Annotated in this window: 21 protein-coding genes; 6 read left to right on the forward strand and 15 right to left on the reverse strand. The window is 35.7% G+C overall.

What is annotated here, in order from left to right:
* Nucleotides 1–22: 22 nt before the first annotated feature.
* The 11 genes from rpsQ to rpsJ are packed head-to-tail and all read right to left on the reverse strand — an operon-like array spanning nucleotide 23 to nucleotide 4824.
* Nucleotides 23–271, reverse strand: a complete 249-nt coding sequence (gene rpsQ / locus ABYK18_RS09785; protein WP_294964879.1) for a 30S ribosomal protein S17 — start codon at nucleotides 269–271, stop codon at nucleotides 23–25.
* 10 nt (nucleotides 272–281) lie between these two features.
* On the reverse strand, nucleotides 282–470 hold the full coding sequence (gene rpmC, locus ABYK18_RS09790) for a 50S ribosomal protein L29 (protein ID WP_373036490.1): 189 nt from the start codon (nucleotides 468–470) through the stop codon (nucleotides 282–284).
* A complete protein-coding gene (gene rplP, locus ABYK18_RS09795) occupies nucleotides 457–882 on the reverse strand; it encodes a 50S ribosomal protein L16 (RefSeq protein WP_373002665.1) in 426 nt (141 codons plus the stop codon). Before rplP ends, rpmC begins: the two co-directional genes overlap by 14 nt.
* A 2-nt stretch (nucleotides 883–884) precedes the next feature.
* Nucleotides 885–1586, reverse strand: a complete 702-nt coding sequence (gene rpsC, locus ABYK18_RS09800; protein WP_373036491.1) for a 30S ribosomal protein S3 — start codon at nucleotides 1584–1586, stop codon at nucleotides 885–887.
* Between the two features lies 1 nt (nucleotide 1587).
* A complete protein-coding gene (gene rplV / locus ABYK18_RS09805; RefSeq protein ID WP_373036492.1) occupies nucleotides 1588–1905 on the reverse strand; it encodes a 50S ribosomal protein L22 in 318 nt (105 codons plus the stop codon).
* 2 nt (nucleotides 1906–1907) lie between these two features.
* Nucleotides 1908–2183 carry a 30S ribosomal protein S19 gene (gene rpsS / locus ABYK18_RS09810; protein WP_373036493.1) on the reverse strand — a complete coding sequence of 92 codons (276 nt, stop codon included), beginning with the start codon at nucleotides 2181–2183 and terminating at the stop codon, nucleotides 1908–1910.
* Between the two features lies 1 nt (nucleotide 2184).
* Complete coding sequence (rplB, locus tag ABYK18_RS09815) at nucleotides 2185–3030, reverse strand: 50S ribosomal protein L2 (RefSeq protein ID WP_373036494.1); 846 nt, start codon at nucleotides 3028–3030, stop codon at nucleotides 2185–2187.
* 1 nt (nucleotide 3031) lies between these two features.
* On the reverse strand, nucleotides 3032–3313 hold the full coding sequence (locus tag ABYK18_RS09820; protein WP_373036495.1) for a 50S ribosomal protein L23: 282 nt from the start codon (nucleotides 3311–3313) through the stop codon (nucleotides 3032–3034).
* Nucleotides 3313–3927, reverse strand: a complete 615-nt coding sequence (gene rplD, locus ABYK18_RS09825; protein WP_373036496.1) for a 50S ribosomal protein L4 — start codon at nucleotides 3925–3927, stop codon at nucleotides 3313–3315. The genes ABYK18_RS09820 and rplD overlap by 1 nt, the downstream gene beginning before the upstream one ends.
* The gene (gene rplC, locus ABYK18_RS09830) at nucleotides 3927–4502 is read right to left on the reverse strand and encodes a 50S ribosomal protein L3 (RefSeq protein ID WP_373036497.1); all 576 of its coding nucleotides are present in this window, start codon (nucleotides 4500–4502) and stop codon (nucleotides 3927–3929) included. The genes rplD and rplC overlap by 1 nt, the downstream gene beginning before the upstream one ends.
* Nucleotides 4503–4512: 10 nt before the next feature.
* A complete protein-coding gene (gene rpsJ, locus ABYK18_RS09835) occupies nucleotides 4513–4824 on the reverse strand; it encodes a 30S ribosomal protein S10 (RefSeq protein ID WP_021287746.1) in 312 nt (103 codons plus the stop codon).
* A 156-nt stretch (nucleotides 4825–4980) separates the two neighbouring features.
* Here rpsJ and ABYK18_RS09840 point away from each other — a divergent pair, with 156 nt between their 5' ends.
* From ABYK18_RS09840 to ABYK18_RS09850, 3 genes are all read left to right on the forward strand, one after another.
* A complete protein-coding gene (locus tag ABYK18_RS09840; protein WP_373036498.1) occupies nucleotides 4981–6045 on the forward strand; it encodes an ATP-binding protein in 1065 nt (354 codons plus the stop codon).
* A 3-nt stretch (nucleotides 6046–6048) separates the two neighbouring features.
* Nucleotides 6049–6594 (forward strand): ribonuclease HII, encoded by a 546-nt coding sequence (locus ABYK18_RS09845; protein ID WP_373036499.1) that lies wholly within the window; start codon nucleotides 6049–6051, stop codon nucleotides 6592–6594.
* A gap of 61 nt (nucleotides 6595–6655) precedes the next feature.
* Nucleotides 6656–7147, forward strand: a complete 492-nt coding sequence (locus tag ABYK18_RS09850; protein ID WP_373036500.1) for a cytochrome P460 family protein — start codon at nucleotides 6656–6658, stop codon at nucleotides 7145–7147.
* A gap of 18 nt (nucleotides 7148–7165) precedes the next feature.
* Here the strand turns inward: ABYK18_RS09850 and ABYK18_RS09855 are convergent, their stop codons facing one another.
* From ABYK18_RS09855 to ABYK18_RS09870, 4 genes are read right to left on the reverse strand one after another with little or no spacing between them, the layout of a single operon-like run.
* Nucleotides 7166–7717 (reverse strand): hypothetical protein, encoded by a 552-nt coding sequence (locus ABYK18_RS09855; RefSeq protein WP_373036501.1) that lies wholly within the window; start codon nucleotides 7715–7717, stop codon nucleotides 7166–7168.
* A complete protein-coding gene (locus tag ABYK18_RS09860; RefSeq protein WP_373036502.1) occupies nucleotides 7718–8935 on the reverse strand; it encodes a molybdopterin molybdotransferase MoeA in 1218 nt (405 codons plus the stop codon).
* Nucleotides 8932–9369, reverse strand: coding sequence for a molybdenum cofactor biosynthesis protein MoaE (locus tag ABYK18_RS09865; RefSeq protein WP_373036503.1), 438 nt, complete (start codon nucleotides 9367–9369; stop codon nucleotides 8932–8934). Before ABYK18_RS09865 ends, ABYK18_RS09860 begins: the two co-directional genes overlap by 4 nt.
* 3 nt (nucleotides 9370–9372) lie before the next feature.
* A complete protein-coding gene (locus tag ABYK18_RS09870; RefSeq protein WP_373036504.1) occupies nucleotides 9373–9594 on the reverse strand; it encodes a MoaD/ThiS family protein in 222 nt (73 codons plus the stop codon).
* A gap of 57 nt (nucleotides 9595–9651) precedes the next feature.
* On the opposite strand from ABYK18_RS09870, the gene ABYK18_RS09875 reads away from it, so the two are divergent.
* Genes ABYK18_RS09875 through ABYK18_RS09885 form a run of 3 tightly spaced genes read left to right on the forward strand, consistent with a single transcriptional unit; the run spans nucleotide 9652 to nucleotide 13366 of the window.
* On the forward strand, nucleotides 9652–10335 hold the full coding sequence (locus ABYK18_RS09875) for an MqnA/MqnD/SBP family protein (protein WP_373036505.1): 684 nt from the start codon (nucleotides 9652–9654) through the stop codon (nucleotides 10333–10335).
* A 23-nt stretch (nucleotides 10336–10358) separates the two neighbouring features.
* Entirely contained in the window at nucleotides 10359–11282 is a 924-nt protein-coding gene (locus tag ABYK18_RS09880) for a cytochrome-c peroxidase (protein WP_373036506.1), read from the forward strand.
* Nucleotides 11279–13366, forward strand: a complete 2088-nt coding sequence (locus ABYK18_RS09885) for an EAL domain-containing protein (protein ID WP_373036507.1) — start codon at nucleotides 11279–11281, stop codon at nucleotides 13364–13366. Before ABYK18_RS09880 ends, ABYK18_RS09885 begins: the two co-directional genes overlap by 4 nt.

A 13366-nucleotide genomic window follows, 5' to 3' on the forward strand; every position in this document is an offset into this window, starting at 1 on the left:
AAACGAGTAAAACCTTGGATCATTACTTAGCTCCTGATACTACTGTTTTAAGTCTAAAAGATTTAGTCTTAGAAAGTGGACGACATTCGATTGCAATAATCTCGTCACCAACTTTTACTTCATTACGCTCATCATGTACCAGGTACTTTTTGAAACGTTTTACAACTTTGTGGTAACGAGGATGCATTACACGACGCTCAACAACGATAGAAACCGTTTTTTCGCCTGCAATTGTAACTACTTTACCTTGAATTTCACGCTTATGTGTCATTATCAAGCCCCTAGTTTGCCACTGCAGTAAGCGCAGTGTTGATTTTAGCAATATCTTTTTTAGCAACACGAAGTTCACTAGTATTATTTAATTGCATCATCTTTTGTTTGATTTTTAAAGTAAACAATTCTGTTTTCTTTTCTTTTAGCATAGCCTGAAGCTCTGCTGCGTTTTTATCTGCTAAATCAGAATATTTCATTGCTCATCTCCGCAGTAATTATTTTTGTTTTGAATGGCAATTTGTGCATAGCAAGAGTTAGCGCTTCACGAGCTAAATCATGTGGAACACCAGCCATTTCAAAAATGATACGACCAGGTTTAATGTTCATTACCCACTGATCAACTGAACCTTTACCTTTACCCATACGAGTTTCAAGAGGTTTAGCAGTTAATGGTTTAGCAGGGAATACACGAATCCAAATCTTACCATTACGTTTAATGTGACGAGTAGCTGAAATACGAGCTGCTTCGATCTGACGAGAGTTAATACGACCTGCTTCAACCGCTTTAAAAGCGATATCACCAAATGCTAATGTATAACCTGAACGAGCGTAACCACGGTTACGACCTTTCATTACTTTACGATATTTTGTTCTTTTTGGCATTAACATGATTAATCAGCCTTTCTCGGAGCACGTTTTCTTGGGCGCTCGTTTTTCTCTTCTTTAGCTTCAGCAGGGATACCTTTAGTAAGTACTTCACCTTTGAAGATCCATACTTTAACACCGATAATACCGTATGTTGTATGAGCTTCTGCGAAACCATAATCAATTTTAGCACGAAGTGTATGTAAAGGAACACGTCCCTCTAAGTACCACTCAGTACGAGCCATCTCTGCACCGCCTAAACGACCAGAAACAGAAACCTTGATACCTTTAGCGCCCGAACGTTGTGCACCTTGCATAACTTTTTTCATAGCACGTCTAAAAGCAACACGACGCTCAAGTTGAGTAGCAACGTTTTCAGCAACAAGTTGTGCTGAAGTTTGAGCTTTTTTCTCTTCTTTGATGTTAACAGATACTGTTTTACCAATTAGCTTTTGAAGAGAATTTTTAAGTTTTTCGATATCCGCACCTTTTTTACCAATAATGATACCAGGGCGAGCTGCAACGATAGTTACACGAAGTCTCTTAATTGTTCTCTCTATAATGATGTTAGCAACACCAGCATAGTAAAGCTCTTTTTTCAAAAATGTACGAATCTTGTGATCTTCACCTAAAGCTGCCGGAGCAGTTTTAAAATTAGGGAACCAACGGCTCTCCCAGTTACGATTGATACCAAGACGTAAACCAATAGGATTAACTTTTTGACCCATATTATTTACCCTCTACTTCTACTAAGATATGTGCTGTTGGCTTTCTGATTCCAGATGCCATACCACGTGCGCGTGGTCTGAATCTTTTAAGAACCGGACCATTATCAATACGACATGATGTGATAATACAATCTTCAGCTTCACTGCCACTGTTAGCAACCGCAGATGCAATAACTTTAGCAATAATTTTTGCTGCCTTATTTGGAGTGAATTCTAAAGCTGCTAATGCTTGTTCAGCATTCATACCTTGAACTTCTCTAGCTATAAGACGAGATTTGATCGGTGATACACGGATAAATTTTAATAATGCTCTAGCCATGATTACCCCTTCTTCTGAACAGAGCCTTTATGGCCCTTAAATGTACGAGTTGGTGCGAATTCACCAAGTTTATAACCAATGTGATTCTCTGTAACATATACAGGAACAAATTGACGTCCGTTGTGAACATTTAATGTTAAACCAACCATCTCAGGAAGAACCATAGATCTTCTTGACCAAGTTTTAATAGGTTTTTTGTTGCCCTCAGCTCTAGCTGCTTCAACTTTCTTCATTAAATGGTCATCAACAAATGGACCTTTTTTTACTGAACGAGCCATATTAGCCTACCCTTTTTGCATTTGGTTTACGGCGAGTAATAATAAGTTTATCACTAGCTTTCTTACGACGAGTTTTAGCACCCTTCGTTGGTTTACCCCATGGAGTAACCGGATGACGACCTGAGTTCGTTTTACCTTCACCACCACCATGCGGGTGATCAATCGGGTTCATCGCAGAACCACGAGTCTGAGGACGAATACCTAAGTGTCTTTGGCGACCAGCTTTAGCGATAACAATGTTACCGAACTCTTCATTACCAACTGAACCAATAGTAGCTAAACACTCACCTAATACTAAACGCATTTCTGATGAAGGCATACGAAGTGATACATACTTGCCGTCACGACCCATAATCTGAGCAGAAGTTCCAGCTGAACGAACCATTTGTCCGCCTTTACCAGTTTTAAGCTCTATGTTATGAACCAATGTACCAACAGGTATATTTTTTAACTTCATAGTATTACCAGGTTTAACATCTAAACCAGATTCAGCAGAAGCGATAGTATCACCTACACTTAAACCTTTTGGTTGAAGAATATATCTTTTCTCACCATCAGCGTAAGTAACTAGCGCAATACGACAGTTACGGTACGGATCATACTCAATAGCGCTTACAGTAGCAGGAATATCGAATTTATTTCTTTTGAAATCAACGATACGGTAAAGCTTCTTAGCACCGGCTTGACGGTGACGAGATGTAATACGACCATTATTGTTACGACCTGAATGAGTAGGTAACTTAACCAGTAATGAACGAACACTTGCTTTTGCAGTAATGTCAGACGAATCAACATTAGTGTAAAAACGACGAGATGGAGTTATCGGTCTATAAGTTTTAATTGCCATCTTATACCGCCAAACTTTCTATTTGTGCACCCTCTGGTAATCTAACATAGAACTTTTTAAAGTCATTTTGTTTACCAGCAACACCACGGAAACGTTTAACTTTTCCGCTTTGATTAAGTGAGTTAATGTTTGATGGAATAATTCCAAAATACTCACGAAAAACCTCTTTAAGACCTGTTTTAGTCATACGTGGAGAAGTTGATACAACGATAACGTTGTCTTCTTGCATACCTAAAGTCTTCTCTGTGTATAGTATAGATTTAATATCTGTAATATCTGCCATTATTTAGCCTCACCTACAAGATTTTCCCATACCGCTTTCTCGATCACAATAGAACGATAATTCGCAGCTAAATAAGCATTTAATTCATTTGATTCAATTACATAAGTACTTGAAAGGTTATCAAACGCTAAAAAAGTTTTTTCATCTAAAAGAGATTTTACAAAAAGTGCATCTCTTTGGTTTAGTGCTTTAAACATTGCATTTGCATCTTTAGTTTTACCAGATGCGATTTCAATGCTGTCAACGATGAAAAGACTACCGTTTTGCGCATGCTCGTTAAGAGCAAAGTTAAGAGCAAGTTTTTTTTGCTTTTTATTAACTTTAAGGTCATAATTACGATTATTTTTAGAACCAAATGCTTTACCACCGCCCACAAATATTGGAGAACGACGTGAACCAGCACGAGCGCGTCCGCCACCTTTTTGAGCCCATGGCTTTTTACCACCACCTCTGACTTCACTTCTACCTTTTGTAGTCGCTGTATTTGCACGTTGTGCAGCTTGAGCAGACTTAACATATAGGTATAAGTTATGAGGGTTAATACCAGAGAAACTCTCCGGTAGTGCTAACTCAGATGCTTTTTCCATTTTATCATTTAAAACGATTGCGCTCATTATTTAGCTACCTTTACACGACCTAAAGAACCATTAGCTCCAGAAACTGAACCAGACACCGCAATGATGTTGTTTTCAGCATCGTAAGAAACGATCTCATTTTTTACACTATTTTGTGTGTTTCCGTATTGTCCAGGCATTTTTTTACCCTTCATTACGCGACCTGGCCACTCTGCATTACCGATAGAACCTGTTCTACGACCAAATCTGTGACCGTGAGATGCAGGACCACCACCGAAATTCCAACGTTTCATTGCTCCAGAAAAACCGCGACCTTTAGTGTTGAAAGTAGATTTTAAAACTTTAGCTTCCGCTAAAGGTGTTAAATCTAAATCACCAGCTTCAGTGTTTGCTACTTCTAAAGTAACAAAACGGTTAAACTCAGATGAAAGGCTATATTTCTTTTGCTGACCTTCAATTGATTTATTCATTTTTTTACCGCTATTGTAAGCTACAATTGCAGTGCCTTCGTTAACTTCACATACCTTAGCTTCTAAAACTCTTAATAGAGTAACAGGTTTACTTGGTACTGTGATTGTACGACTCATACCGATTTTTTCAACAATATATTCCACGACCTACTCCTTACTTGTCCATAGAGCGTACTTCTACGTCTACCTCTGGTGCAAGATCAAGCTTCATTAGAGAATCTACAGTTTCCGGCGTAGCAGAAACGATATCTATAACTCTAGCGTGCATACGAATCTCAAATTGTTCACGAGCTTTTTTGTTAACGTGAACAGATTTTAGTACTGTATATTTACGAATCTTTGTTGGTAAAGGGATCGGACCACGAATTGCGGCACCTGTACGCTTTACAGCCTCAACGATTGATGCTACTGATCTATCTAATACACGATGATCGTAAGCTTTCAATTTTAAACGAATTTTTTCCATGTTTTTCCTTCTAAAGAACTCGTTGGATCCTAGCCCAACTATTTAAGGGAGCGGAATTGTACCCAAACTTAAGCTGAGATTCAAGGTTTTAGGGGGCAAAAAATGAAATTTGTCAAAATTTATTTCCTTTAAGGAAGGAAATGATAAAATCACTTTATGGAAATTTTACTGCAAGAGTTATATAAAACAGATATTTATGTTGATAAATTTCACTTTAGAAAAGTATATTTGGAAGATACTAGTTATCAGATAAACGGAATTTCCCAAAGCGGAAAATCAAAACTGGTAAAAAACTATCTCTTAAGTCTTAAAAAAAACAGTTATCTATATATAGATTGCAGTGATATTAGAATAGATATTGAGAAACTAAACCTCACACTTGCAAAATTTTGTAATCTCAACAAAATAGACACCTTGGTTTTAGACAACTATATAGAAGATATTAAGATAGTAAATGTACCTCAACTGATTATATGTTGCGAGACTCACTTGAAGATAGACTATCTTAAGAGCATCAGACTATACCCGCTTGATTATGAAGAGTTTTTAGCTTACGAGCACAAGTACGATTCAACTGCACTTAATCATTTCTTTCAATTAGGCGGATTCCCTTCTATGCATAAGGTTCCAAGCGATGAAAGAAACATATATATTCAAAAGACACTGAAATACACTCTTGAGACAATGGAGTTTGACATACTTATATTTTGTGCAAAGATGATGGCTCAAAAATTATCACCCTATTCCATATATGAAAGACTCAAGCAGACAAAGAAAGTGTCTAAGGACAAACTATATAAATCTTACGAGAGCTTATGTGCTAAAAACTATATACATCTGCTAGAAAAAAATAACCATCCTAAAGCTACTAAGAAAATATACCTCTGTGACATATCTTTGAAATCTGCACTCAGTCTTGACAAACATTTCGGAAGACTTTTTGAAAATATGGTTTTTTTAGAACTCTTAAAATCAGGCATAGAATGCTTTTATGATGACGGTATTGATTTTTATATTCCTTCAAGAGATGAAATAATACTGTGTAAACCATTTGCGGATGAGAGAACACTTTTTAAAAAAATGGAAGCTATAGAAGCTTTTATCTTCAGTTACTCTATAAAAAAAATAACAGCGATTACAATGAACAGAGAAGGAAGTGTAAGTCATCCCTTTTCAAGGGTTGAGATGCTACCATTCGATATATGGGCGATAGGAGATTAAAGTATGTTATGTGGAATAGATGAAGCCGGTCGTGGACCTATTGCGGGAGACCTGGTTATGGTGGGGTGTATACTAAACTCCCATATAGACGGATTAAACGATTCAAAAAAGTTGACAGAAAAAAAAAGAGAAGCTCTTTATGAACTCATAGTAAAAAATTCTAATTATCATATAGTAAAGGTATCCCCTCAGTCTATAGATGCTGATGGTATATCACTTTGCATCAAACGCTCTCTTGAAGAGATTATGCAAAACTTAGTGTGCGAAGAGTACCTCTTTGACGGCAACTCAAACTTTGGAGTGAGAGGACTTCCTACTATGATAAAAGCAGACGGTAAAGTCGCGGAAGTCAGTGCGGCATCTATACTTGCAAAAGTCACACATGACAGAGATATTTTAAAAGAAGCAAAAAAGTATCCTCAGTATCAATTTGAGAAACACAAGGGTTATGGGACAGCTCTTCATATTGAGATGATTAAGAAGTATGGCTACTGTGATATTCATAGAAGAAGTTATAAACTTAAGGCTCTACAAGCAACTCTCTTTTAATTTATATCTATAATATTTTTTTATTATTCTAAGTGTTAAAATTGTATCAGAAGGAAAGGCGATGAAGTTTTTATTTCTAATACTGTTTTATTTAGTATCTCTCTTAGCACAAGATAGTTTTGAAGGGTGGGAAGGTAACTACAGACTCACGTCTGCACCTATAGATTCAGATGCCCATAATGCTTACATAGAAATTTTCACAAATAAACAAGCAACGGATGCATATCTTAGTGAAGCAAAAGAGTATCCTGTGGGGGCGATAGTCTATAAACCTCTTTATAGAGATATTGACAAAAAGTTCTTGGTCAGAGTCGTTATAATGCAGAAGATGTATAAAGGATACGACACTGAGAATGGAGATTGGTTTTATGCTGTATCAAATCCCAAAGGTGACGATGTTTATACACAAGGAAGAATCAAACACTGCATCTCATGTCATAAATTCGTAAAAGAGACAGATTACATGTTTAGTAAAAGCGTTATGAAAAAGATTAACATCCAGAGATATACACTTGATAAATCAGTTGAGGATTTAGAGTTATATAAAGAATAACTCTAAATTAAAAAAAGATTATTGATTAGCAGTTGCGTTTAAAGCTAGTATCGCCATGTTTTGCATATGGATTGTTATGTCTTTTTTAGCGTCTACGGCTTTTTTAAGCTCATCTAAAAAGTACTCTTTTGTTCTATCATCAGCTAGGTTGAAGACATAAAGCACCCATTCGGTGTTTAACTTGATATCTTCTTCCTCTTTTGTGACTTCAAAGATCCTATATAGATTAATATCACTATCTTTGATAAGCTGTAAAACATCTTTATAAAATTCTGTTACTTCATAATTGACAAGTGATTCTAAATCATCTTTAGGAATCGTTACATCCGTATCAAACAAGCCGTCTTTACCTACAATAAGTGCATTTCCGACTATAAGCTGCTCTCCTATAAAAAACGGTTCCATATTTTTTGATATTGCTTCTGCATCGCTGTGGATAGTGTGTTTGTCAAGTGTAGACAACTCATCTGTTAAAATAGAGTTGAAAAAGCTATACACAGTATTAGCCTGCATCTCTATATCTATCTCTTTTACTTCTTGTTTTGCCGAATCGATCGAATAAGCTTTCATTTAAAAATTCTCCAATAAAATTACGTTTACAAAAGTGCCTTCTTCCAAGTCACCGTCTTCTTCACCCGTTACCATTAACGCGCTGCTATTTAACATGTTAGTGAGTATGGCAGAGCTTCCTACCTTTTTGTCTTTGAAGTTCACAAAATACTCGCCGTCTTCTACAACAACATTACACGGAGTAAACTCTGTAAGACGGCTTCGTTTAGTAAAACTTTCACTTAACTTTGCCTCTACTCTTTTGTATGGCTCATGAGTTCCCAACATCTTAGATACAAGCGGAAGCCCGTAAAGTATAGCAGTAACAGTCGATGAGTACGCAAAACCAGGCAGAGCTAAAATAAACTTGCCTTCTCTTTGAGCTACCATAATATGCTTACCAGGTTTTATTGCCACACCTTTATAGACTATTTCTGCACCAAGACGAGGGACGATATCCTTTACAAAGTCATAATCACCTACACTGACACCGCCTGTACTGATAAGGATGTCTGCAGATGCAAGGGCATTTTCAAAAGTCTGCATAATCGCTTCTTTATCATCAGGAGCAGTTCCAAGCTGTATAGCCTGCGCACCGGCTTGCTCAAACAAAGCACACAAAGTGTAGTTGTTTGAACTTCTGATCTGTGCAGGGTTGTCACTCTGTTCGCCAAGGTCTAAAATCTCACTTCCCGTGGATATAACTGCAACTCTAGGTTTTAGTGCGACTTTGACCATTACCTTGTTTAGTCCTGCCATTACACCGATTTCGGCAAAGCCTATCTTAGTGCCTTTTTTTATCAGCACATCTCCAGCTTTGTAAGCTTCACCAATCGGACGCACTGAAGAGCCAAAAGGAACTTTCTCATCAATTGAAATCTTATCACTGTTTGCGCTTACACTTACATTTTCTATCTGAATCAGCGTATCTGCACCCTCTGGCATCTTAGAACCTGTGAAAGTCTTAATACACTCTCCGCTCTCTAAGACTCTAATCTCATCATGTCCTGCAGGATTATCTCCAAGAATTGTAATAGTTTCATTGTCCAAGTCAGAGTGTTTAACGGCGTAACCGTCCATAGATGCTGTAGGAAACTGAGGGTCATTATACTGTGCCACTATATCATCTGCCAAGATCCTGCCAAGAGATGAGCTTAGTGGTAAGTTTTCACTTCTAAAGCTACCGACATTTAGCAAGTCCAACATAGTTTGGCTTGTCTCATAAGATAGTAATTTCATGATAAAATTCCACTCCCTTTTATAGCTGTTGACCTGTCAAGTGCATAAACTCTTTTGCCGTTTTTAAGGTCATATTTCCAGATTGGTGCAGAAGCCTTGAAATCTTCCACAAACTCATCTATAAACTCTAACGCAACACGTCTCTTTGGAGAGAAGACTGCCGCTATGTATGATGATTCGTGAAGCATTACATCTCCGCGCGAGTGTGCCATTTTTATCACTGCACCTCTTGCTTTTGCTTTATCCACCCAATCATTAAACCACTTCTCTAAGATTGGCTCATAGATATCAAAACTCAGACCGTCTATGTCATCTTCACTTCTTACAGTTCCTACAAATGGAATATATGCTCCATAATTACTAGTCGCTTCCTGCTCGTACCATTCTTTTAAAATAGTCGGTACATCCAAAGGTTCGTCATAAAGGTATAGCATCTATCAACCTCCGCAGACTGGAGGTAAAAGTGCCACTTTGTCACCGTCTTTTAAAGCAAAATCTCTGCTGCTGACAAGCGTGTCATTTACCGCTACTGCTGAATTTTCCAACCATTCTTTCATCTGAGGATCATCTTGTAATATCGTTGCTAACTCGTTTAAATTTGTAATTTCTAATTCTAAAGGTTCTTTTTGAATAGGACCTAAAAATTCTACTTTAACCATAATGTAGACTCCAAAACTATATTTGTTTCAGCGATTATATCTAAGATAAGTTAAGTGATGTATAATTTCAGTCAATTTATTTTGGAGTTACATTTGGTTTTTGGAAAAATTGAGTATTTAAACCTACTACCTTTTCATGTTTTTATGAAACGCTTCACAAAAAGTTCTCAACAAGCTATGAGTATGCACTATAAACGCGGTGTCCCTGCAAAAGTAAATAAAAAATTCTTATCCCGCAGTGTAGATGCAGCTTTTATTTCAAGCATACATGCAAAAAAACAAAGACATGTAAACTTAGGGATCATTGCAAAAAAAGAAGTTCTCAGCGTAATAATAGTCCCGGATGTAAAAAATGAAAAAGATGTGGAATCAGCCACTTCAAATATTCTTGCCCGTGTTTTGGGAGTCCAAGGAAAAGTTCTCATAGGGGACAAAGCACTAAAACACTACCTTCAAGGCAAACCTCATATAGACTTAGCCGCTCAATGGAACAAAAAATATAATCTGCCATTTGTTTTTGCCGTTCTTTGTTACCACAAAGACAAACAACTCTACAAAAAGATTGAAAAACAATTCCTAAAACAAAAAGTAAAAATACCGCAATATCTTCTTGGCGAAGCATCACAAAGAACAGAAATTTCAAAAAAAGACATACTGCACTATCTTTCGTATATATCGTACGATTTAGACCAAAAATCCAAAAAAGGTCTCTCTCTTTTTTACAAATTTGTCACTTATTGACAAAATTACGCTAAAATGTCTCTATGATAAAGACATTTTTACTATTATTTTTTACAACAACAATATACGCTGGTGAGCCGATTTCACCCATTCCTCTGAATACTAAAGTAGATATGAAGAAGGCAAAACTTGGTCAGAAGCTGTTTTTTGACACAATTCTTTCTAAAGACAACTCAACGGCATGTATTAGCTGCCATAATGTTTTTGATGGCGGAGCAGATTCTAATAGTGTATCAAGCGGTTTTGCAGACAAAAAAGGCAATATACAATCACCTACTGTTTTAAACTCAAAATATAACTTTAGACAGTTCTGGAACGGGCGTGCAAAAAACTTATTTCAACAAGCCCAAGGTCCCATAAATAATCCGGCAGAGCATAATATGAATGCCGAGGCCGTTGAGGAAAGGCTTAATGATTCCAAAGAGTATCAAAAATTATTCAACTCGGTATATGGAACTTCTAAAATTTCTTACAAACAGGTTCTTGAAGCAATCGTGGAATTTGAGAATGCTCTTACAACACCGAATTCAAGGTTTGATAGATTTTTAAGAGGCGAGATTCAACTTACAAAAGATGAGAAAGAAGGTTACGTACTTTTTAAACAAAACGGATGTATCACTTGTCATAATGGAATCAACATAGGCGGTAACTCATTTCAGAAAATGGGAACATTTGTAGACTACGAACTCCAAAAAGACTACCCGGACAGAAGTAAAATAACAAACAAACAAGACCACAAAAATGTATTTAAAGTTCCGACTCTAAGAAATATAAACAAAACGACACCATACTTTCACGATGCAAGTGCCAAGACCTTAAAAGAAGCGGTGAGAACAATGGCAAAATATAATTTGGGAATACAGATCAAAGATGAAGAAATTGATAAAATCGTAGCCTTTTTAAAGTCTCTTGATGGAGAGCTGCCTAAAATACTGGAAGAAAAATGAAACTAAAAAAACTTATGTTTGTGGTTTTAGGTATTGGAGTAATTTCTTCTATTGCCATTGTTTACTTTTACATAATCCAAAAGAACTTTACAAAAAACCACAGAGAGTTTCTTCTTTCTGTCAACTCTTTGGAGTATTCCCACTCTCATTTGGAACATCTAATACTACAAAATTCTATCTATTCATATCACAACCAAGATGAGATCTCAGCTACTATAAACAAACTCGAAGATGACTATAAAAATTTGCAAGACTCTTATTTGCTAAAAAACAACACTTATGAAAAAACAAAAAAAGATATAGACTCACTTAGACAGCATCTATTCTTAAATCTACAAAATATTGAAGAGTATCTAATGCTAAATGCCGCTATAAAAAACTCTTTGATATTTTTAAGCAGACATATAGAAAGTGCTGCTTTTTTGCATAAAGAAGACAGAGACCTTTTTTTACAAGCGACAAAGATTTTAAACCATTTTAATGATGCAAAAAGAATGCAGGATATCGACTATATTAATCACGATAATTTTTTGCTAAAAGATGAATCTAAAAATATACAAACACAAAAGTTTATTGAGACCTTTAATCTTCATTCAAAATTTCTTATAACTAAATACCCAATATTCATAAAAACAACAAAGAGTGTTCTTCAAAATAATTTACTTCTCTATATAAAAAAGATAAAACAAGAGTTTTCTACAGTAGCGCTTAATGATTTCAAAGCACTTGATATCTTTGCCCTTATTTTGTTTAGTGTGTTTATCTCATCTCTCTTTTTGATTATAATTTTATTTGTCAAATATTTAAAAGAAAATAAAAAACTCCAAGAAACAAGTGCTTCACTTAAACACTCTCTGATATATGACCAACTGACAAATCTGCACAATAGAAAAGCTTTTGAGGACCAGTTACAAAAGACTAAAAAACCCCATCTTCTCCTTATAAATATAGACGGTTTTAAATATATCAACGATATATATGGGAACGATGTAGGAAATATTGTACTAAAAGAGTTAGCACAAATATTAAAAGAAGAATTTATTCATGCACCCAAAACCTGCATATACCGCCTAGGCAGTGATGAATTTGGAATTTTATTTAGCAATATATCAAATAAAAAAGCCTTGGATATTGCCTATAATCTTGAAGAAAAAATATCAAATCATGATTTTAATGTTTATGATTTAACTCTGCATCTATTGGTAAGTATTGCAAGTAACTCTATTGCTCCGATTTTAGAAAACACAGACTTGGCACTGAAGTTACTAAAAAAAGACCATACTAAAAGAATTTTGGAATATAACGACAATTTAAATATTAAGACAGACGTAAAACAAAACATGAATACTGTAGAGCTTATAAAAAGTGCGGTAAAAGAAAATAGAATCGTTCCATTTTTTCAGCCAATAATCAATCTAAAAACATCTAAAATAGAGAAATATGAAGCTCTGGTTAGGTTAAAGCTAGGTGACGGTACATTTTTAACACCGGATAAATTTTTAAACATATCCAAAAAGAGTTCTTACTATCACTTTATAACTAAAACGATGATAGAAAAAACTCTTACTATGGCAAAAGAATACCCCAAGTACAGATTTTCTATAAATATCTCAATGATAGATATGCTTGATACTAAATTAACTCAGATGCTCTTTGAAACACTGTCTGCTAACCCTGATGTGGCAAACAGATTAGACATTGAACTACTTGAATCTGAAAATATACAAAACTTAAAAATAGTTCAAGATTTTATAGCACGACTACATGAATTCGGTTCAAAAATCCTTATAGATGATTTTGGTACCGGCTACTCAAACTTCTCATATTTCTCAAACCTTGATATAGATATAGTAAAAATCGATGGATCTATCGTCAGTGAGATTGAAACGGATGATAAAAAACTTCATATGCTCACAAGTATTCACAAGTTTTCAAACGGGATGAATATGCAAAATGTTGCTGAATTTGTCGAGACAAGGGAAGTGGCAATAATACTGCGTGAGATTGGTATCGAGTATGCTCAAGGATACTACTTCAGCAAACCGCTAGAGAGACCTCTGGAAAATGACGAAGTAGTTATTTAG

This window comes from Sulfurimonas sp. (assembly GCF_041563495.1).
In the GTDB taxonomy this organism is placed as follows: Bacteria; Campylobacterota; Campylobacteria; order Campylobacterales; family Sulfurimonadaceae; genus Sulfurimonas.